This window comes from Amycolatopsis stemonae (assembly GCF_054781455.1).
Window position 1 is genome coordinate 229,204 of record NZ_BAAGUJ010000012.1, and the last position, 19,467, is coordinate 248,670.

Consider the following 19,467-nt stretch of genomic DNA (forward strand, 5'->3'; position numbering starts at 1 on the left):
TCCGACCATAGGACCGCGCCGGAATTCGGGCAGATCTTGTTTCGGACCAGGTCAAACCGGGTACCACTGGATCTATCAACCTGGGTTGATGTATCTTCGGCCGGTGGAACCCCCGGTTTTCGTGCGGTTGATGGCGGATCCGGTGCGCTGGCGGCTGGCTCGCGAACTGGCCGCCGGCGACCGGCGCGTCCGGGAGCTCGTCACGGCCGTCGGGCAACCGCAGAACCTGGTGTCCTACCACCTGCGCCGGCTGCGCTCGGCCGGGCTGGTGACGGCGCGGCGCAGCAGTTTCGACGGCCGGGACAGCTACTACCACCTCGACCTCGCTCGCTGCGCCGAGGCCTGGGCCGAGGCCGGCGCGGCCCTGCACCCCGGGTTCGGGCCCGCGGCCGGCGCGAACCGCCGGGGACGCACCCGCGTGCTGTTCCTCTGCACCGGCAACAGCGGCCGGTCCCCGCTGGCGGAAGCCTTGCTGCGGCACCATGCGCGGGACGCCGTCGACGTCGTCAGCGCCGGCAGCCACCCGAAACCCCTGCACCCCGAGGCCGTGCGCGTCGCCGCCGAGTACGGGATCACCCTCGAGCACGAGCCGACGCACCTGGATTCGCTGCGTCGACGGCGGTTCGACTGGGTGATCAGCCTGTGCGACAAGGTCCGGGAGGTCGCCCCCGCGTTCCCCGGACGGCCGGTGACGATCCACTGGAGCCTCGCCGACCCCGCCCGCGAACCCGATCCGGGCCGCGCGTTCCGGCGCACCGCCGCCGAGCTGGCCACCCGGATCCGGTTCCTGCCCCTCACTCCCTCGACCGATGCGGAGGAGACCCGGCCATGACCACCGACCTGACCACCCTCGTGAGCGTGCGGTACCTCGTCGACGACGTCGACGCCGCGATCGCCTTCTACACCGAGCACCTCGGGTTCACCGTGCGGACGCGGTTCGCGCCGGCGTTCGCCGACGTCACCCGCGCGAACCTGCGGCTGCTGCTGAGCGGGCCGGCCAGTTCGGCCGGGCGGACCCTGCCCGGCGGCGCCCGGCCCGTTCCCGGCGGCTGGAACCGGATCCACCTGATCGTCGAGGACATCGACGCCGAGGTGGCCCGGCTGCGCGCGGCCGGGGTCGCGTTCCGCAGCGACGTCATCAGCGGCCCCGGCGGCCGCCAGATCGTGCTCGACGACCCGGCGGGCAACCCGGTCGAGCTGTTCCAGCCCCGCCCCTGACCCACGACCGTTCCGGGAAGGCACGACGATGACCAGCGGCAGCTCCCCCGCGCTCGCGCGACGGCTGGGTACCGGCGACGCCGTCGTGATCGGGCTCGGCTCGATGATCGGCGCCGGCGTCTACGCGGCGTTCGGGCCCGCGGCGAAGGCCGCCGGCAGCGGCCTGCTCATCGGGTTGGTGCTGGCCGCGGTCGTGGCGTACTGCAACGCCACCTCCTCGGCGCAGCTGGCCGCGCAGTACCCGACCTCCGGTGGCACGTACGCCTACGGCCGCGAACGGCTCGGCCCGTGGTGGGGGTTCACCGCGGGCTGGGCGTTCGTCGTCGGCAAGACCGCCTCGTGCGCGGCCATGGCGTTGACGTTCGCGACCTACGCGGTGCCCGGCCCGTGGTGGCTGCAGCGTCTCGTCGCCGTCGCCGGCGTCCTCGCCCTGGCCGTGCTCAACAGCCGGGGCGTCACCCGCACCGCGCAGCTGACCCGGGTGCTGGTCACGATCACGCTCGTCGCGCTGGCCGTGCTGGTCGCGGGCATCGCCTTCGGCGGCGGCGCCACGCCCGAGCACCTCGGTGGCGCCGGCGCGTGGACGTCCGGCGGGCTCTACGGCATCCTGCAGGCCGCCGGGCTGCTCTTCTTCGCCTTCGCCGGGTACGCCCGGATCGCCACCATGGGCGAGGAAGTCCGCGACCCGAAGCGGGCGATCCCGCGCGCCATCCCGCTCGCGCTCGGCATCGCGGTGCTCGTCTACCTCGTGATCGGCGTCGCCGCGCTGCTCGCGTCCGGCCCGGGGCGGCTGGCCGGATCCGCCGCCCCGCTGACGACGGCCGTCACCGACGCGGGCGCGGGCGCGCTCGCCCCGGTCGTGCGGGTCGGCGGCGCGGTGGCCAGTCTCGGCGCGCTGCTCGCGTTGATCGCCGGGATCGGGCGCACCAGCCTGGCGATGGCCCGCAACCGCGACCTGCCGGCGTGGCTCGCCGCGGTCCACCCCCGGTACCAGGTCCCGCACCACGCCGAATTCGCGCTCGCCGCGGTCGTTTCGGTGCTCGTCCTGACCGCCGACTTGCGGGGTGTCATCGGGTTTTCGTCGTTCGGCGTGCTGCTCTACTACACGATCGCGAACCTCGCGGCCTTCACCCAGCGACCGCCGGACCGCCGGTGGCCACGTTGGCTGCAGGTCCTGGGACTGGCCGGCTGCCTCGTCCTGGTGACGACGTTGCCGTGGCCGTCGATCGTGGCCGGGGTCGCGGTGTTCGCGGTCGGTCTCGCCGGCTGGTCAGTTCGACGGCTGCGCGGGCCGGCTCGCCGGGATGGTGGCGAGCGCCGCCAGTGACAGCTCCAGGGCGGCGTGCCGGTGCGCGGCCCGCGTCGCGTCCGCGCGGCGGGCGGCTGCGGCCAGGTAGGCGGCGATCCGGATCCGCAGTCCCCGCAGGTGGACCAGGTCGACGGCGAACGTGGAGACCGGCCGGTACCCCGGCGCGGGCTCGTCGGTGCGGCAGGGGCCGGTGAGGTAGACGAAGTCGTCGTCCGGGTCCAGCCGCGGCGCCGACCAGACGGTGGCGTCCCCGGCCTTGCTGTCCCCGCGGCGGGCGCGGGCCAGCCAGTAGACCGGCAGCTTCAGCACTTCGCCCAGGACCTTGTCGAACGCGGCGAGGTCGGACTCGGCCATGGCGAGCCCGTGTCCGCTCCACACCCGCGGCGACCAGTAGTCGCCGGTGGCGGCGTGCGTGACGCTCGCGGTGTCACCGGACGCGATGATCGTCCAGTCGGCCACGGTGGTGAGAGTCGGCATGGCACCTCCCTGCGGACGCGGCCCCCTCGGATCGGCACAACGTAGTGACTCATGTCCGTTGCGTGGTACCACTGGGCGGCCCACGCCGTTGCGCCGACCGGCCGGACGCGCGCTGAACCCCGAGGTCAGGGACGCGCTCCCCGAAGCCGGACAGAAAGGTGTTCACTTGACATTCATCCGCTGACCACCAAATCGAGGTAACGCGGCGACACCGGCGTGCAAGCGCGGCGACCGGCACGGCGGATATCGTCGCCGGGCGCCCGTGCGGCTGTGCCTTCGCCCGGCAGGCGTCCGCACGCGGACGGATCCGGCACGAACGCGCACCCTGACAGCCGGGGCCGAAGGCGGCAAGGTGACCGCATGACACTGCCCGCCCTTCCCGAAGAGTCCTTCCGGCGCGTGCTCTGCGTCGTCGCGCATCCCGATGACATGGAGTACGGCGTGTCCGCCGCGGTCGCCCGGTGGACCGCTCGCGGCATCGAAGTCGGCTACCTGCTGCTCACCCGCGGCGAAGCCGGCATGCCGAACCCGCCCGAGGAGACGGCCCGCCTGCGCGTCGCCGAGCAGCGCGCCGCCTGCGACGTCGTCGGCGTCGCGCACCTGACCGTCCTCGAGCACCCGGACGGTGTGCTCGTCTACGGCCTCGACCTGCGCCGCGACATCTGCCGGGAGATCCGCCGGTTCAAGCCCGACGTCGTGTTCCGCACCGGCCACGAGGTCGAGACGCCCTACGGCTTCGACCAGGCCGACCACCGTGCGGCCGGGCTCGCGGCGCTCGACGCGGTGCGCGACGCCGGGAACCGGTGGGTCTTCCCGGAGCAGATCGACGACGAGCACCTCGAACCGCATTCCGTGCGCTGGCTGCTCAGTCCCGCCTTCGGGGGCACCGCGACCCACGGTGTCGACGTCACCGGCGAGCCGCTGCGCCGCGGCGTCGCCTCGCTGGAAGCGCACGCCGCCTACCTCGCCGCACTCCCGGACCACCCCGCCCCCGCGGACTTCATCCCGGCGTTCGCCGCGATGAGCGGCAAGGCCATGGGGGTCGAGCACGCCGTCCTGTTCCGCGCCCACGACCTGGAGGCACCGCCGGACTTCCCCGCCGACGAGGACTGACGCGGACGGGTTTCGAGCACGTTCTTGCAGCCCAACGTCACCTTCGTGACGAATGTTGATTGATTATGGCGCACTTCTTGCGACTTTGTGCACCTTCATGCAGACTGCGTGCACGCTGCCCGTGTGGAGACTCGAGGAGTTCCGATGCGCCCTGCCTTGTCGTCCGGATCGGCTCACCCGAGGAGTGCCCTCGCGCTGGCGGCCGCCGTCCTCGTGCTGGCCGGCGCGGCCGCGGCACCGGCCGCAGCCGCGCCGCCCGCCGCGGGCTACACCATCTCCGTCGGCGCCAAGGGCGGCTGGTCGGCGCCGACCGACTCGCCGGCGGCGCCCTACCTCGACAAGGACGGCAAGTTCTACTTCCAGCAGTCCGCGGCCCTCTACGGCGCCGACGACCCGCGTGAGTGGGAGTTCTACAGCGGCCGCGACTTCGACAGCTTCGCCAAGGACCCGGTCAGCGGCGCGGTGAACCCGGCGAACCCCGACGACCGCAACGACGACACCACCTGGCGGTGCAACACCAGCCCCACCGGCGTGACGGCGACCAGCCCGCCGGCCGGTTCGCGGTACGCGCAGAAGAACTACTGCGACCTCGTCGGCACCTGGGTCGACCCGGACACCGGCGACTGGTACGGCCTGGTGCACAACGAATTCACGCCGCAGCCCTTCGGCGACGGCCTGCACTACGACGCGATCGACTACGCCGTGTCCGCCGACCAGGGCCGGACGTGGAAGATCGAGGCGCACGTCCTCACCTCGCCCCACAGCACCCAGCGCGGCGACACGACGGCGTTCCCGAACCAGACCTACTACTACGGCGACGGCGACCAGCGGCTCTACGTCGACACGGCGTCCGGCTACTTCTACGTCTTCTACGGCTCGCGCGTGGTCGACAAGACCGGCAGCTGGAAGGCGTTCTACTCCCACGTCGCGCGGGCGCCGATCGCCTCGAAGATGGCGCCCGGCTCGTGGCGCAAGTGGTACGACGGCGCGTGGTCGCAGCCCGGCGTGGGCGGCAAGGAAAGCAACCAGGTGCCGGTGACCTCCGCCGGCGACACCGGCTACACGCCGCCCGCCAAGGAGTACGACCCCGCCAACACCGGCACGGCGGACCAGCAGGTCGCGGCGGGCACCATGCCGGCGACGTCGCCGCTGTTCGTCATGGACATCACCTACAACGCCTACCTCGGCCTCTACCTCGGCGAGCCGCAGGCGGTCGACCAGAGCGGCAACGCCCCGCAGCAGTACTACGTCACCGACGACCTGGCCACGCAGAAGTGGTACCCGATCGGCGGCACGGGCGGCTACCACACGGCGTCGTGGTACCGGTGGTTCGTCGACGGCGTGAACAGGACCGGTTCCTCCATCGTGGGCAAGGACTTCCGCGCGTACTGCTCCTTCGGCTGCTCCGGCGGCGCTTCGAGCGAGTACGTGAACGTGTCGGTGGACAACGCGAAGCACGCGGCGGTGCCGTTCGACCCGGCCAAGTCCTACCGGATCGCCAGCGGTGACGGCCGGGTGCTCGCCCAGGTCGCCAACAGCTCCGCGACGACGTCGGTCGCGGCGGGCGACGGCTCGTCGGCGCAGGCGTGGTCGTTCACCGGCAACGGTGACGGCTCCTACCGGATCACCAACGCCGCGACCGGCGGGCTGCTCGGCGTCGCCTCGTCCTCGACGGCCACCCGGGCGTGGGGCACGGCGCCGACCGTGACGGCCGCCGGCACCCCGGCCGTCGGTCAGCAGTGGTTCGTCATCCCGGGCGCGGCGGGGACGTACCGCCTGGTCAACCGCTACAGCGGCCTGGTGCTCGGGATGTCCGGGACAGCCGGGCGGCAGGCTGAGACCACCCCGGTCCGGCATTGGACGGACACCACGGGCAGCCCGGTCGGCGGTGGCCGCACCGCGGCCCAGCAGACGCTGTCCATCACCCCGGTGAGCCCCGGGCCCGACGGCACCCACGTCCTGACCGTGGGCGGCAAGGCCCTGGATGTACCCAGCCACAGCAAGACCCCGGGGACGCACCTGGTCACGTGGACCGCGAACGGCGGCGCGAACCAGCGCTGGACCTTCACCCGCCAACCGGACGGCTCCTACGAACTGCGCAGCGCCGAATCGGGTCTGTGCGCGGACGTCGAGGGCGGAGCCACGACGGCCGGGGCGGCCGTCATCCAGTGGACGTGCACGGGCGGGGACAACCAGCACTGGACCGCCACCCGGCGGGCCGACGGCGGCTACACCCTGACCTCGGTCCACAGTGGACTCGCCATGACCACGGCCGGGCCCGCGGACGGCGCGGCCGTCACCCAGCAGCGCGGCAACCAGGGATGGACGCTCTCGTGACCCGCCTGCACCGGACGTCCCTCCGGCTGCCCGCGGCCGAGCTGGGGCCGGAGAACCCGCTGCCACCACTGGTGAAGCCGGAAGCCGTCGCGTCGGTGTCCAATGTGGACGAGCTGCCCGCCGACCTGGCCGTCGGGCTGGCGTACGGCCGGCTCGACACCGTGCTGCCGTACCGGCTGCAGGACGGCTACACGCGGGAGCGCCGGACCCGCGAACTGCCCGCGCTCGTGCTGGAGAACGACCGGCTGCGGGCGACGATCCTGCCGTCGCTGGGCGGCCGGCTGTGGTCGCTCGTCCACCGGCCCTCCGGCCGTGAGCTGCTCTACCGCAACCCCGTCTTCCAGCCCGCGAACCTGGCCTTGCGCGACGCGTGGTTCGCGGGCGGCGTCGAATGGAACCTCGGCAGCACCGGGCACACGGCGCAGACCTGCGCGCCGATGTTCGCGGCCGCGGTCGACGGCCCGGACGGGACGCCGGTGCTGCGGCTGTGGGAGTGGGAACGCACCCGGGACCTGCCCTACCAGCTGGACTTCTGGCTCCCGGACGGTGCCGAGCACCTGTTCGTCGGCGTCCGGATCCGCAACCCGCACCCGCACGACGTCCCGGTCTACTGGTGGTCGAACACCGCCGTGCCGCAGACGCCGTCGACGCGCGTGCTCGTGCCCGCGGACCGGGCCTGGCACTACGGCTATTCGGGACGGCTCGACCTCGTCGACGTCCCCGGCGAGCTGACCTACCCGGCGCGCGCCACGGCGGCCGCGGACTACTTCTTCGAGCTCGCCTCGGACCGCCCGTGGATCGCCGCGGTCGACGACTCCGGCACCGGCCTCGCCCAGGTGTCCACCGCCCGGCTGCGCGGCCGGAAACTGTTCCTGTGGGGCGAGTCCCCCGGCGGCCGCCGCTGGCAGGACTGGCTCGCCCCGGGCGCCGGGACGGGCTACCTGGAGATCCAGGCGGGGCTGGCCCGCACGCAGCTGGAGCACCTCCGCCTGCCCTCGGGCGAGTCGTGGGACTGGCTCGAGGCGTACGGCCCGGTCACCGCGGAGGTGCACGACTGGGCAACCGCGACCCACGCCGTCGCCCGGCAGCTGCCGCCCGCGGAACGGCTCGACGAGCTCCACCGGGCGTGGCGGCGCGTCGCGGACGTCGAGCCGGGCGCACTGCTGGCCACCGGTTCGGGCTGGGGTGCGCTGGAGACCCTCCGCATGGTGACCGACCTGCCGGGCACGCCCTTCCCCGCGGAGTCGCTGGGTCCGGAGCAGCAGCCGTGGCTGGACCTCCTCGACGGCGAGCCGCCGCGGGCGGACCACCGGCTCCCGCCGCCCGCGACGCTGGTCAACCGCTACTGGGCCGACCTGATGGACCACGCGCCGGACACCTGGCTGACGTGGTACCACCGCGGCGTCGCCCGGTGGGCCGCCGGGCAGCACGAGGCGGCCCGGGTGGCGTGGAAGTCGTCGGTGGCGGCGACGGAAAACGCGTGGGCGCTGCGCAACCTCGCCGTCGCCACCGCGGACCCGGCCGAAGCGGCGCGGCTGTCCGTGCGTGCCCTCGAACTCGCGCCGGACGTGCGGCCGTTGCTCGTCGAGGCGGTGTCCGCGCAGCTGGCCGCCGGACACGCACGGACGGCATTGTCCTTGCTCCCGGCGAAAGCCGACGGACGGCTCGCCCTCCTGACGGCGCTCACCCGGCTCGCCTTGGGCGACCACGAGGGCGCGAAGGCCGTGTTCGACGCGGGCTTCGAGGTCGCGAACATCCGGGAAGGCGAGACGTCGTTGTCGGACACGTGGGCCACGCTCTCGGCCGGCCCGTTGCCGCGGCGGTACGACTTCCGGATGAAGTGACTACCCGAATTCGACGACGGCGCGGTACCGCGCGCGGCCCCGGCGGACGCGGTCGATCGCCGCGTCGAAGTCCGTGACGGGGAACGTCTCGACTTCGGGCCGGATGCCGTGGCGGGCGGCGAACGCGATCATCTGCCGGGTCTGCACCGCGGTGCCCACGATGCCCCCGACGATCGTCTTGGCTCCGGGCAGCAGGCTCAACGGCGAGAAGGCGACGGGGCGTTCCGGGACGCCGACGACGCACAGCTTCCCCGCCGGCCGCAGCAGGCCGAGGTAGTCGTCCCAGGGCAGGTCCGCGGACACGGTGGACAGGACGAAGTCGAACGAGCCGGCGGCGTCCCGCAGGGCGCCGGGCTCACCCGAGGCGAGGAAGCCGGTGGCGCCGAACCGTTCCGCGTCGGCACGCTTGGCCGGCGTCGTCGAGATGGCGGTGACGGCGCATCCCCACTTCGCGAGGAACTGGACGGCCAGGTGGCCCAGGCCGCCGATGCCGACCACCGCGACGCGGTCGGTGGGCCGGACGTCGTTGTCCAGCAGCGGCGAGAACACCGTCGTGCCGGCGCACAGCAGCGGTGCCGCGTGTTCGGAGCGGAGGCCGTCGGGGATCGGGTGGACGTGCCGCCAGTCGCTCGCCCGGACGTGGCCGGCGAATCCGCCGCGGTCGCCGCGCAGGACGGTGTCGTCCTTGCGGGGGCACAGGTTCGTCCGGCCGGCGACGCACCACTCGCAGCGGAAGCAGGAGCCCGCGGTCGCGCCGACGCCCACCCGCTGCCCGACGGCCACGACGTCCTGGTCGACGGCGTCGCCGACGGCTTCGACCACGCCCACCGCTTCGTGCCCGGCGACGACGGGAAAGCGGGAGATCCCCCACTCGTCGTCGATCATCCCGAGGTCGGTGTGGCAGATCCCGCCGTGCGTCACGCGCACGTCGACCTCGCCCGGCCCCAGCGGCCCGGCCTCGTACTCGTAGGGCCGCAGCGGGCCACCGGCTTCGTGCGCCGCATACGCCTGGACCTTCATGTCGTCACCGTCCCGAATCAAACAAACTAGTTAGTTTCTACCGTTGACCGTAGCCACGCGCGGACGGCGTGTCAAACAAACCGGTTGGTTACACTGGCGGCATGAAGGACGGGCAGGCCACGCGACGGCGGTTACTGGAGGCGGCGGCCGCGGAGTTCGCGCAGTACGGCATCGCGGGCGCCAGGGTCGACCGGATCTCGGCGACCGCCAAGGCCAACAAGGCGCAGCTCTACGCCTACTTCGGCGACAAGGACCGCCTGTTCGACACGGTGTTCCGGGAACACGCCGAAGAAATCGTGAACGCCGTGCCGATGACGGGCGGCGACCTCCCCGGCTACGCCGTCGGCATCTACGACGCCTGCCTGGCCAAGCCGTACCTGGTCCGGCTGGCCACCTGGGCCCGGCTGGAACGGGTCCCGACGGGTCAGCTGGTCTCCTCGATGCGCGAAGAGTCCGAGAAGAAGCTGACGGCCATCGCCGACGCCCAGCGCGACGGCCTCGTCGACCCGGCGCTCGCGCCCGCGGACGTCCTCGCGATGGTGTCGACGATGGCGCTCACCTGGTCCCCGGCCAGCCTGTTCCACGCGGCGACGCCGGCCGACCCCGAAGCCGACCACCGGCGCCGGCGCGAAACCCTCGCCGAGACGGTGCGCCGCGCCTTCTCCCCGCCGGCGTAACCCCGGCGTCCCGGTTATTCCCGGCGCCCGGATCTTCCCGCCTGGTGGCCACTTCCGCCCGCAGCCCGGGATTCGGCGCACACTGCGGACACGGGCCGAGAGAAGGGAACGCCGGGATGGCATCAGGAACCGGACCACGGATCGCCGTCGCACTGGACGGGGCGGGGTGGCACCCGGCCGCGTGGCGCGAACCCGGGGCACGGCCCGGCGACCTGCTGACCGCCGGCTACTGGACCGACGTGGTCCGCGAGGCCGAGGCCGCCAAGCTGGACTTCGTCACCATCGAGGACTCCCTCGCCCTGCAGACGGTCGACTACCTCGACCGGCCCGGCGAGCGGACCGACATCGTGCAGGGCCGGCTCGACGCCGTGCTGATCGCCGCCCGCGTCGCGCCGCTGACCTCGCGCATCGGGCTGGTACCGACCGCGGTGGTCACCCACACCGAGCCGTTCCACCTGTCGAAGGCGATCGCCACCCTCGACTACGTCAGCTCCGGGCGGGCCGGCGTCCGTGTCCAGGTCGCCGGGCGCGCCGCCGACAACGCGCACTTCGGGCGCCGTGAGTTCGGCGAGTTCCGCCTCGAGGACTCCGCGGAACCGGACAAGCCCAGCCCACTGGCCGACCTCTTCGACGAGGCCGCGGACTACGTCGAGGTGCTGCGCCGGCTGTGGGACTCCTGGGAGGACGACGCCGAGATCCGCGACGTCGCCACCGGCCGGTTCGTCGACCGCGACAAGCTGCACTACATCGACTTCGCCGGCCGCTGGTTCTCCGTCAAGGGCCCGTCGATCACGCCGCGGCCGCCGCAGGGCCAGCCACCGGTCAGCGCACTGGCCCACGCCGCCGTCCCCTACCGGCTCGCCGGCCGCTCCGCCGACGTCGTCTACGTGACGCCGTTCGACCGCGCGCAAGCCGGCACGATCGTCTCGGCCGTGCGCGACGAGCAGGAGCGGGCCGGGCGCGCCGGGGAAACCCTGCACGTCTTCGGCGACGTCGTGGTGTTCCTCGGCGAGACCGAGCAGGCCGCCGCCGACCGCAAGGCCCGGCTCGACGACCTGTCCGGCGCGGAGTACACCTCCGACGCCTACGTCTTCACCGGCACGCCGGCCGGTCTCGCCGACCTCCTGCTCGACTGGCGGGGCGCCGGGCTCTCCGGTTTCCGGCTGCGGCCGGGCGCGGTGCCGCACGACCTGGCCGCGATCACCGGTGGCCTGGTCCCCGAACTGCGGTCCCGCGGCGCGTTCCGCACCGAGTACGAAGCCGCCACCCTGCGCGGGCTGCTCGGGCTCGCCCGGCCCGCCAACCGCTACGCCGTCGCCTGAGGAGGCCCGGGATGACCAAGAAGCAGATCCACCTCGCGGCGCACTTCCCCGGCGTCAACAACACGACCGTGTGGAGCGACCCCGAAGCCGGCAGCCACATCGAGTTCAGCTCGTTCGTCAAGCTCGCGCAGACCGCCGAGCGCGCGAAGTTCGACTTCTTCTTCCTGGCCGAAGGCCTGCGGCTGCGCGAGCAGGGCGGGCAGATCTACGACCTCGACGTCGTCGGCCGCCCGGACACCTTCACCGTGCTGTCCGCGCTCGCCGCGGTCACCGAGCGGCTCGGCCTGGCCGGCACGATCAACTCGACGTTCAACGAGCCGTTCGAGGTGGCCCGCCAGTTCGCGTCCCTGGACCACCTTTCCGCGGGACGTGCCGCGTGGAACGTCGTCACCTCGTGGGACGCGTTCACCGGCGAGAACTTCCGCCGCGGCGGGTTCCTGCCGCAGGACCAACGCTACGACCGCGCCGAGACGTTCCTGCGCACGGCGTGGGAGCTGTTCGACTCCTGGCGCGGTGACGAGATCGCCGCGGACGCCGGGTCCGGTGTGTTCCTCCGCGACCCCGCCGCGGGCGCTTTCGCCCACCACGACAAGCATTTCACCATCGAGGGCCGGTTCCCGGTGCCGCGCAGCCCGCAGGGCCGCCCGGTGATCATCCAGGCCGGCGACTCGGAAGAGGGCCGCGAGTTCGCGGCGGCCACCGCCGACGCGATCTTCAGCCGCTACGGGACACTGGAGGCGGGCCAGGCGTTCTACTCCGACGTCAAGGGCCGGCTGGCGAAGTACGGCCGGACGAACGAGCAGCTGGTGATCCTGCCCGCGGCGACGTTCGTCCTCGGCGACACCGACGCCGACGCCCACGAGCGCGCCCACGTCGTGCGGCTGCAGCAGGTCAGCGGCCAGACCGCGATCAAGTTCCTCGAGCAGGTCTGGAACGCCGACCTGTCCGGCCACGACCCGGACGGCCCGCTGCCGTCGAGCGACCCGGTCGTCGACGGGTCCACGATCGCACCCGGCCGCGCCAGCGTCCGCATGTACCGCGACCCGCTGGCCACCGCCCGCGAGTGGCGGCAGCTGGCGGAGGCGAAGAACCTGTCGACCCGGGAGCTGATCGTCGAGGTCACCGGCCGCCAGACGTTCATCGGCTCCCCGGCGACGGTCGCGACGGCGATCGACGACCTGGTCCAGGCCGACGCGAGCGACGGGTTCATCCTCGTCCCGCACGTCACCCCCGGCGGGCTCGACGAGTTCGCCGACAAGGTCGTGCCACTGCTGCAGGAACGCGGCTCGTTCCGCACGGAGTACACCGGTCCGACGCTGCGCGACCACCTCGGGCTGACCGGCTGAGCGCCGGCCAAGTGCCGGTGTGACGGAACGGTTCCGCGCCCAGGCCGGACGAAAGCCGTAAACCGGCGCGGCTCGACCGGCGCGCGGCGGGCGGCGCGGACAACCCGTGCTCGGATTCGGTGCGCCACGGTGAGCGGCGCCCAGGAGATCATGGCGGCACTGGGCGTCCGGCACTCGCCCGGAGAACTGCTCGCCGAGCCACCCCCGCGACCGGGCGCGGGACTGGGCGGCGGCGGAGCCGGACCGGTTCACGGTGTGGCGCGGCCCGAGCCGGTCTTCTTGGCGTTGAAGCGCGCCTTCTTCTGCCGGTTCCCGCACGTGTTCATGTCGCACCACCGGCGGGTGCGGCTTTGGCTGGTGTCGAAGAAGGCCGCTCGACAGGTCGGCGACGCGCACAGGGCCAGTTTCCCGTCGCGGTCGCCCGAGATGACGCCGATCGCGTCGGCGGCGATCACGCCGAGGGCGTCCTCCACACTGGACGCCGAGCCGAGCTGCCACCGCCGCTCGCCCTCGGGCGTCAGGACGGCCGCGGCCCGGCCCCCGGCACTGCGTTCGTTGATGACCCGGACCGCGGCCGCCGGGAGCGCGTCCCGGTTCGCGGCCGCGGTCGCGGCGGCGTGGATCGCCTCCCTCAGCTCGCGCGCGAGGTCGAGCTGCGCGTCCGTGCAGGACTCGACAGCGAGACCGCTCACCGCCAGCCAGTCGACGAGCCGCCGCGGGGTGGGGAGGCGCTCGACGCGGTCGCCCTGACGCTCGGTCAACGTCGCCGTGAAGCTGGTCGCCAGCACCGTGCCGAGGCGGAAGTCGGGGAACTCAGCGGACATGGAACCACCTTAGCCGGTTGCAGGCGAGCGCGTCGTCGTGTTAGAACCGTCTAAGCCGGTTCAGCATCGACCAGGAGGTCCCGTGCCCCGTCTCATCAGCGACGTCCGAGCGTTCGAAGCCCACGCACCCGAAGCCGACCTCGACGATCTGCGCGCGCGGCTGGCCGCGGCGCGGCTGCCCGAAGCCGAGACGGTTCACGGCCGATGGGACCAGGGCGTTCCGCTCGCCGACCTCGCCGACGTCGTGGCCTACTGGCGCACCGGGTACGACTGGCGGAAGTTCGAAGCGCGCCTCAACGAGATCGGCCAGTTCCGCACGACGATCGACGGGCTCGGCATCCACTTCCTGCACCGCCGGTCCCCGCGCGCGGACGCCACTCCCCTGCTCCTGACGCACGGCTGGCCGGGCAGCGTCGCCGAGTTCGTCGACGTGGTGGACCAGCTCGCCGACCCGGCGGACACGGACACGCCCGCGTTCCACGTCGTGGTCCCGTCCCTGCCCGGCTTCGGCTACAGCGACAAGCCGGCCACCACCGGCTGGGGAACGGAAAGGACCGCGGCCGCCTGGGTGGAGCTGATGGGCCGGCTCGGCTACGGCGAGTTCCTGGCCCACGGCGGCGACTGGGGCGGCAACATCACCACGGTGCTCGCCGGCCGGTTCCCGGAGCACGTCCTCGGCATCCACACGACGTTCGCGGAGGGCCTGCCCGGGCTGACCACGGACGGGCTCACGGACCTCGAGCGCCGGTGGGCCGAGGAAACCCGCCACTTCTGGCGCCACCGCGCGGCGTACGCGAAGCAGCAGGCGACCCGGCCGCAGACCATCGGCTACTCGCTCGTCGACTCGCCCACCGGGCTGCTCGCCTGGATCCTCGACAAGTTCGCCGAGTGGTCGGACACCGAAGACAGCCCGTTCGAAACGATTTCCCGCGACCGCGTCCTCGACGACGTCACCCTGTACTGGCTGACGCGCAGCGGCGCGTCGGCGGCCCGCATCTACTACGAAAGCCACAACTCGCTCGACCCCGCACTCCGGGTCGACGTCCCGTCGGCGATCACCGTCTACCCGCGCGACATCGAGAAGTACCCGCGCCCCTGGGCGCAGGAGCGGTACCGCCGGATCGTCCGCTGGCGGTCACCCGACCGCGGCGGGCACTTCCCGTCGCTGGAGGTGCCGGAGTACTTCGTCAGGGATCTGCGAGAGGGCCTCGTGGCGGTGCTGGCCGCCGACCGCTGACGGCTCAGGTGTACCAGGTCGGCTCCGGCAGTTCGCCGCGCAGCGCGTAGACCCCGACCTCGCGGCGCTTGTACGCCACCGGGTCGTGCAGGGAGTGCGTGCGCAGGTTCCGCCAGAACCGGTCCAGACCGTACTTCGACGCGCTGGCGCGGGCACCGGTCAGCTCGAAGATCTTCGTCCCGATCTCGAGGCCCGTCTCGATCACGCGCTGCTTGGCCGCCGCGATCAGGACCGCCAGCTCACCGCGGGCTTCCGGGGTCAGGTTCTCGCGCGGCGCGTGCAGCACCTCCGAGATCGCCGCGCCGGCCTTGTCGGCGAGCGCTTCGGCCGCCCACAGCTTCGCCTGCAGATCGCCGTAGCCGTCGAGGATGTACCACTCGTCCGCGGCGGCGTCCTTGTCGTCACCGCCGTACGGCCAGGGCCGGGTGCGCTCGCGGGTGTAGGCCAGCCCCGCGTCGAGCGCACCCTGCGCGATCCCGAGGTAGAAGTTGGTGAACACCAGCTGGATCGCCGGGACGTTCAGCGTGTTGTAGGTCAGCGGGCGGAACTTCCGGTCGACGTAGCCCGCGGCGCTCGCCCACGGCACCCGCACGTCGGTGATCGTGACGCTGCCGGACTCGGTGAGCCGCTGGCCGAGGTTGTCCCAGTCGTCGTGGAAGACGATGCCCTCCTGAACGGACGGAACGATCGCGAAGACGTGGTCCTCGGTCCCGGTCAGGACGCCTTCGAGCACGGTCAGGTCGGAGACCTTGCTGCCGGTCGAGAACGACTTGTGTCCGTTGTAGACGAGCTCGTCACCGTCCTCGGTGATGGTCAGGTCGGAGTCGCGGGGGTTGACCGCGCCGCCGAAGAAGAAGTTGTTGGCCGTGTAGAGCTCTTCGACGGCGGCGATCTGCTCGTCGGTCGCGACCAGCCGGGCCGCCCAGGCCCAGAGGTAGTGGTAGCCCAGCAGCTGCCCGATCGAGCCGTCGGCGCGGGCGATCTCCCGGGTCACCCGGTAGGCCGTGTCCCAGGTCCGGCCGCCTCCGCCGTGCTCGGCCGGGCCGAGCAACGTCACCAGGCCGGCGTCCTTGAGGAGCTGGATCTCTTCGTACGGCGTGGCGTTGCGCCGATCGCGCTCGACCGCGTCGACAGCGAGCTTCGCGGCGACGTCCTTCGCGATCGCGAGCCAGTCGGCGGCGGTCTTCTCCGTTGTGGTCAAAGCGGTTCCCTTCTCCGTGCGGGCACGACGAACAAGCCCCGGAGCACGGGGCGATCAAGATTCGTCAGGTGTGCCCGAGTACACCGGGCCGCCACGGGGGTGTCAACGCGGGTCCGCGCGCTGGGACCGTTCTCGAGTAGCGGAACCTCCAGCGGAGTTCTCCGAGCCGGTGCTCGGCCAGGTCGCCGCCGACACCGGCTTCCGCCTGACGGCCTACGACGTGCGCGGGGAGCACGCGCCGGGCCTGTTCCGTCCCACGGGGCCGACGTGGCCTAAGTCCCGCCCGCGCTCGCGCAGCTCCCCCTCCGCCGCCGGTTCACTGCCCCACCGCGTCCAGGCAGTGGCGCAGCAGCCGCTCCGCCTCGCCCGGGCGCGGCCGGGTGCAGGGCAGCAGGTGCCGCGGGCGCTCACGCCGGTCGTGCCAGAACCGTCCCGAAGGCGGCACCGGCCGCGTTCCCGCGAGCCAGACGGCCGTGTCGGCGCCCTCGTCGGCCGTGCGCAGCGCGGGCTCGAGGACCCGCCGGAACGCCGGGAGCGAATCGGCGAGGCCCGGGGTGTCCGCCCAGCCGGGATGCGTGCTGTGCACGGCGATGCCGTCCGGCCCCCAGCGTTCGGCCAGCAGCGGCGTGAACTCGACCTGCATCCGTTTCGTGCGCGCATACGCCGTCGCGCCGCGGTAGCGGCCGGACCGGTACTCCGGGTCGTCGGCGGCGAGCGGCTGGGTGTACATCCCGCCGGACGACACCCAGATCACCCGGGCGTCGGCCGAGGCCCGCAACGCCGGCCGCAGCAGTTCGGTGAGCAGCAACGGCCCGAGCGCGTGCGTGGCGAACGTGACTTCGTGCCCGTCGACGCTCTCCGCGCGTTCCGGCGGCAGCACCCCGGCGTTGTGCACCAGAACGTCCACTCGGGACTCCCGGGCCGCGAACTCCCGTACCGCAGCGAAATCCGCGACGTCGCACCGGGCCGTCCGGACCTTCGCCTCCGGCACCGCCGCGCGGACGCGCTCGAGCGCCCGCTCCCCGCGCTCGAGGTCGCGCACGACCAGCACCACCTCGGCGCCCAGCCGGGCCAGGCCGGCGGCCGTGGCTTCGCCGAGGCCGGAGCTCGCCCCGGTGACCAGCGCGACCCGGCCGCGGAGCGCGTCCGGCGCGGGGTCGTCCACCGCCCACGTGCGCCTGCGCAGCGCGTAGCCGACGCGGGAGTACCCGAGGACCACGGTCCGGTCGAGCAGGGTGTCGAGCAGCAGCAAGGAAAACTCCGATCAGTTCAGGACGACGATCGCCGCGTTGAGCGCCGTCGCGAAGAGCGTCCAAGCCAGGTACGGCAGCTGGAGGGCCGCCGACGCGCGCGAGCGGCGCCGGAAGACGAGCGCGGTGGCCACGATCACGACGTCGAGCACCACGATCTCCGCCAACGCCACCGCGTAGGCCCCGGCCGCGAAGAACAACGGCGTCCAGGCGGCGTTGAGCACCAGCCCGGCGGCGTACCAGCCGAACTCGCGCCGCGTTCCCCCGGCCCGCCAGAACAGCCAGCCGGACAGGGCGATCACCAGGTAGAGCACTGTCCACACCGGACCGAACAGCCAGGAGGGCGGCGCCCACGGCGGTTGCGCCAGTCCGGAGTAGACGGCGCGGGACCGCGTCGCGGCCAGGCTGCCGACGGCGGCGACGACGGCCACCGCGGCGACGAAGCCCGCCAGCGCGAGCGGCGGGGCGGGACGGTGGACGGTGGTCATGCCGGTTCTCCCACGGCCGGGTGCGCACTCGGCGCGGTCGCGGTGCCCAGCAGGTGGGCGAGGACGTCCTCGGCCCGCCGGTGCCGGAACTGGTGACCGGCGTCGAGCAGCCGTGCCGGGTGCACCCGCTGGTCGGCGAACGCCAGCTCGCGCGCGCCTTCGCGGCCGAGCAGCAGGCGCGGGCCGAGCGGCGGCACGGTCAGGACGGCCGGGCGGTTGAGCACCTGCGCGAGGATCCGGGTGTACTCGGCGTTGCGCACCGGTTCCGGGCTGACGGCGTTCACCGCGCCGCTCAGGGACCGGTCGACCACTGCGCGCAGGTAGATGTCGGTCAGGTCGTCGATACCGATCCACGGCATCCACTGCCGGCCGGTCCCGAGCGGGCCACCCAGCCCGGCGGCGAACAACGGGTGCTGCAGCCGCAGCACACCACCGCGCGGGCTGAGCACCAGCCCGGTGCGCACCCGGACCACGCGCAGGCCCGCCGCGGCCGCCGGTCCGGTGGCCGCCTCCCAGTCGCCGACGACGTCGGCGAGGAAGCCTTCACCGCGCGCGCTGTCCTCGGCCAGGACCTCGTCACCCCGCTCGGGCCCGTAGAACCCGACGGCGGACGCCGAGACGAACACCCCCGGGCCGTCCGGGGTACGCGCGGCCAGCTCGGCGAGCTTCCGGGTCGGGCCGATCCGGCTGTCCCGCACGGCTCGCCGGTGGCGGTCGCCGAACCGCCCGGCGACCGAAGCCCCGGCCAGGTGCACGACCGCGTCGACGCCCGCGAGCAGGTCGCCGGCGGGCTCCCCGGGATTCCAGGTCCGCTCGTCGGGGCTGCGCGGGGGCCGGCGCACCAGGCGGATCACCCGGTGCCCGCCGGTGCTCAGCAACGCGGTCAGCGCCGTGCCGACCAGGCCGCTCGCCCCGGTCACGGCCACGGTCAGCGGCTCGTGCCAGTACCGCCGCTGCGCGGCCAGGTCGTCGGCCAGCTGGCGGTGGCGGTAGGCGAACATCGCGCGCAGCAAGGCTTCCGGCACCCGCGTCTCGACGCGGTCGGTCACCACGGTGCGGTCCGGCCCGTCGGCCTCGAACCGGTGGGTGTGCCGCCACGGCACGACCGCCGACAGCACGGGTGTGGCGAGCCGGTCGACGAAGTGGTGCGGCGGCCGGTAGCCGGCGGCTTCGTGGGCCGCGATCCACTTCACCCCGCCGGGCAGGACGAGCTCGGCCCGGCCGTCACGCAGCGAGTCGGCTTCCGCCCCGACCCGCACCGGCTGCCACGGCGGCGTGAGGCGGGTGATCGCGCCCGGCAGGCCGTGCCAGGCGAAGACCTCGTCCAGCGGCGCGGAGACGACCCCGGTGAACTCCATGACCCTCTTCGCCTCCAATGCGATTCCGATTCAGTATGCGTCAGACCGTAGCTTGAGCTGGCGATTTCCGCTGCTTTGGCCGCTCATTTGCGATTCATCTTCGATGCAAGCGCGTGCGTTGCCGCCGTGCCGGTGTGACGATCGAAGGAGCCGACCAGCCAGGAGGGGGCGATGAGCTCACTGACCACGCCGACCAAGGGGTCGAGCCCGGTCGAGAAGGCGCTGGGCGACGCGGCCGACAACGCCGACCAGCGGTATCACCTGGCCAAGGGTCTGCGGCACCAGCTGAACAAGGTGTTCCCGACGCACTGGTCGTTCCTGCTGGGCGAGATCGCGCTCTACAGCTTCATCATCCTGCTGCTCACGGGTGTGTACCTGACGTTGTTCTTCGACCCCTCGATGCAGGAGGTCGTCTACCACGGCAGTTTCAAGAACATGCAGGGCCT

At 72.9% G+C, this 19,467-nt stretch carries 17 protein-coding genes and 1 pseudogene; 11 read left to right on the forward strand and 7 right to left on the reverse strand.

Annotated features, from left to right (window positions below; genetic code table 11):
* Window positions 1-88 precede the first annotated feature (88 nt).
* Genes ACYVLJ_RS35690 through ACYVLJ_RS35700 form a run of 3 tightly spaced genes read left to right on the forward strand, consistent with a single transcriptional unit; the run spans window position 89 to window position 2,545 of the window.
* Window positions 89-832, forward strand: coding sequence for a metalloregulator ArsR/SmtB family transcription factor (locus tag ACYVLJ_RS35690; protein WP_460442003.1), 744 nt, complete (start codon window positions 89-91; stop codon window positions 830-832).
* Complete coding sequence (locus ACYVLJ_RS35695) at window positions 829-1,218, forward strand: VOC family protein (RefSeq protein WP_460442004.1); 390 nt, start codon at window positions 829-831, stop codon at window positions 1,216-1,218. The genes ACYVLJ_RS35690 and ACYVLJ_RS35695 overlap by 4 nt, the downstream gene beginning before the upstream one ends.
* Window positions 1,219-1,246: 28 nt before the next feature.
* Window positions 1,247-2,545, forward strand: coding sequence for an APC family permease (locus ACYVLJ_RS35700; RefSeq protein ID WP_460442005.1), 1,299 nt, complete (start codon window positions 1,247-1,249; stop codon window positions 2,543-2,545).
* Here ACYVLJ_RS35700 and ACYVLJ_RS35705 read toward each other — a convergent pair.
* Window positions 2,489-3,004 carry a hypothetical protein gene (locus ACYVLJ_RS35705; RefSeq protein ID WP_460442006.1) on the reverse strand — a complete coding sequence of 172 codons (516 nt, stop codon included), beginning with the start codon at window positions 3,002-3,004 and terminating at the stop codon, window positions 2,489-2,491. The two genes, ACYVLJ_RS35700 and ACYVLJ_RS35705, sit on opposite strands and share 57 nt — an antisense overlap.
* 360 nt (window positions 3,005-3,364) lie before the next feature.
* Between ACYVLJ_RS35705 and ACYVLJ_RS35710 the strand changes: the two genes are divergently transcribed.
* The 3 genes from ACYVLJ_RS35710 to ACYVLJ_RS35720 all read left to right on the forward strand — a co-directional run bounded on the left by ACYVLJ_RS35710 (window position 3,365) and on the right by ACYVLJ_RS35720 (window position 8,298).
* Window positions 3,365-4,117, forward strand: coding sequence for a PIG-L deacetylase family protein (locus tag ACYVLJ_RS35710; protein ID WP_460442007.1), 753 nt, complete (start codon window positions 3,365-3,367; stop codon window positions 4,115-4,117).
* Between the two features lie 144 nt (window positions 4,118-4,261).
* Complete coding sequence (locus ACYVLJ_RS35715; RefSeq protein ID WP_460442008.1) at window positions 4,262-6,454, forward strand: RICIN domain-containing protein; 2,193 nt, start codon at window positions 4,262-4,264, stop codon at window positions 6,452-6,454.
* Window positions 6,451-8,298, forward strand: a complete 1,848-nt coding sequence (locus ACYVLJ_RS35720) for a DUF5107 domain-containing protein (protein ID WP_460442009.1) — start codon at window positions 6,451-6,453, stop codon at window positions 8,296-8,298. Before ACYVLJ_RS35715 ends, ACYVLJ_RS35720 begins: the two co-directional genes overlap by 4 nt.
* Here ACYVLJ_RS35720 and ACYVLJ_RS35725 read toward each other — a convergent pair whose 3' ends face one another.
* Complete coding sequence (locus ACYVLJ_RS35725) at window positions 8,299-9,318, reverse strand: NAD(P)-dependent alcohol dehydrogenase (protein ID WP_460442010.1); 1,020 nt, start codon at window positions 9,316-9,318, stop codon at window positions 8,299-8,301.
* Between the two features lie 101 nt (window positions 9,319-9,419).
* Between ACYVLJ_RS35725 and ACYVLJ_RS35730 the strand changes: the two genes are divergently transcribed.
* From ACYVLJ_RS35730 to ACYVLJ_RS35740, 3 genes are all read left to right on the forward strand, one after another.
* Window positions 9,420-9,995, forward strand: a complete 576-nt coding sequence (locus tag ACYVLJ_RS35730) for a TetR/AcrR family transcriptional regulator (RefSeq protein WP_460442011.1) — start codon at window positions 9,420-9,422, stop codon at window positions 9,993-9,995.
* Between the two features lie 116 nt (window positions 9,996-10,111).
* Window positions 10,112-11,317: an LLM class oxidoreductase gene (locus ACYVLJ_RS35735; protein WP_460442012.1), complete on the forward strand. Its 1,206-nt coding sequence runs from the start codon at window positions 10,112-10,114 to the stop codon at window positions 11,315-11,317.
* An 11-nt stretch (window positions 11,318-11,328) separates the two neighbouring features.
* Window positions 11,329-12,663 carry an LLM class oxidoreductase gene (locus tag ACYVLJ_RS35740; protein WP_460442013.1) on the forward strand — a complete coding sequence of 445 codons (1,335 nt, stop codon included), beginning with the start codon at window positions 11,329-11,331 and terminating at the stop codon, window positions 12,661-12,663.
* A 248-nt stretch (window positions 12,664-12,911) separates the two neighbouring features.
* Here the strand turns inward: ACYVLJ_RS35740 and ACYVLJ_RS35745 are convergent, their stop codons facing one another.
* Window positions 12,912-13,487: a CGNR zinc finger domain-containing protein gene (locus ACYVLJ_RS35745; protein WP_460442014.1), complete on the reverse strand. Its 576-nt coding sequence runs from the start codon at window positions 13,485-13,487 to the stop codon at window positions 12,912-12,914.
* Between the two features lie 82 nt (window positions 13,488-13,569).
* Between ACYVLJ_RS35745 and ACYVLJ_RS35750 the strand changes: the two genes are divergently transcribed.
* Window positions 13,570-14,724 (forward strand): epoxide hydrolase family protein, encoded by a 1,155-nt coding sequence (locus ACYVLJ_RS35750; RefSeq protein WP_460442015.1) that lies wholly within the window; start codon window positions 13,570-13,572, stop codon window positions 14,722-14,724.
* Window positions 14,725-14,728: 4 nt separating this feature from the next.
* Here the strand turns inward: ACYVLJ_RS35750 and ACYVLJ_RS35755 are convergent, their stop codons facing one another.
* From ACYVLJ_RS35755 to ACYVLJ_RS35770, 4 genes are all read right to left on the reverse strand, one after another.
* Entirely contained in the window at window positions 14,729-15,925 is a 1,197-nt protein-coding gene (locus tag ACYVLJ_RS35755; protein ID WP_460442016.1) for an acyl-CoA dehydrogenase family protein, read from the reverse strand.
* A gap of 316 nt (window positions 15,926-16,241) precedes the next feature.
* Complete coding sequence (locus ACYVLJ_RS35760) at window positions 16,242-17,177, reverse strand: Rossmann-fold NAD(P)-binding domain-containing protein (protein WP_460442017.1); 936 nt, start codon at window positions 17,175-17,177, stop codon at window positions 16,242-16,244.
* Window positions 17,178-17,189: 12 nt separating this feature from the next.
* Complete coding sequence (locus ACYVLJ_RS35765) at window positions 17,190-17,663, reverse strand: TspO/MBR family protein (protein ID WP_460442018.1); 474 nt, start codon at window positions 17,661-17,663, stop codon at window positions 17,190-17,192.
* A complete protein-coding gene (locus ACYVLJ_RS35770; RefSeq protein ID WP_460442019.1) occupies window positions 17,660-19,021 on the reverse strand; it encodes an SDR family oxidoreductase in 1,362 nt (453 codons plus the stop codon). The genes ACYVLJ_RS35765 and ACYVLJ_RS35770 overlap by 4 nt, the downstream gene beginning before the upstream one ends.
* A gap of 171 nt (window positions 19,022-19,192) precedes the next feature.
* Here ACYVLJ_RS35770 and ACYVLJ_RS35775 point away from each other — a divergent pair.
* Window positions 19,193-19,467, forward strand: a pseudogene (locus tag ACYVLJ_RS35775) (cytochrome b); the annotation flags it as partial.

Coding starts and splice junctions, on each gene's coding strand:
- ACYVLJ_RS35690 (WP_460442003.1), top strand. CDS start 89: ATGTATCTTCGGCCGGTGGAACCCCCGGTTTTCGTGCGGTTGATGGCG.
- ACYVLJ_RS35695 (WP_460442004.1), top strand. CDS start 829: ATGACCACCGACCTGACCACCCTCGTGAGCGTGCGGTACCTCGTCGAC.
- ACYVLJ_RS35700 (WP_460442005.1), top strand. CDS start 1,247: ATGACCAGCGGCAGCTCCCCCGCGCTCGCGCGACGGCTGGGTACCGGC.
- ACYVLJ_RS35705 (WP_460442006.1), bottom strand. CDS start 3,004: ATGCCGACTCTCACCACCGTGGCCGACTGGACGATCATCGCGTCCGGT.
- ACYVLJ_RS35710 (WP_460442007.1), top strand. CDS start 3,365: ATGACACTGCCCGCCCTTCCCGAAGAGTCCTTCCGGCGCGTGCTCTGC.
- ACYVLJ_RS35715 (WP_460442008.1), top strand. CDS start 4,262: ATGCGCCCTGCCTTGTCGTCCGGATCGGCTCACCCGAGGAGTGCCCTC.
- ACYVLJ_RS35725 (WP_460442010.1), bottom strand. CDS start 9,318: ATGAAGGTCCAGGCGTATGCGGCGCACGAAGCCGGTGGCCCGCTGCGG.
- ACYVLJ_RS35730 (WP_460442011.1), top strand. CDS start 9,420: ATGAAGGACGGGCAGGCCACGCGACGGCGGTTACTGGAGGCGGCGGCC.
- ACYVLJ_RS35735 (WP_460442012.1), top strand. CDS start 10,112: ATGGCATCAGGAACCGGACCACGGATCGCCGTCGCACTGGACGGGGCG.
- ACYVLJ_RS35740 (WP_460442013.1), top strand. CDS start 11,329: ATGACCAAGAAGCAGATCCACCTCGCGGCGCACTTCCCCGGCGTCAAC.
- ACYVLJ_RS35745 (WP_460442014.1), bottom strand. CDS start 13,487: ATGTCCGCTGAGTTCCCCGACTTCCGCCTCGGCACGGTGCTGGCGACC.
- ACYVLJ_RS35765 (WP_460442018.1), bottom strand. CDS start 17,663: ATGACCACCGTCCACCGTCCCGCCCCGCCGCTCGCGCTGGCGGGCTTC.
- ACYVLJ_RS35770 (WP_460442019.1), bottom strand. CDS start 19,021: ATGGAGTTCACCGGGGTCGTCTCCGCGCCGCTGGACGAGGTCTTCGCC.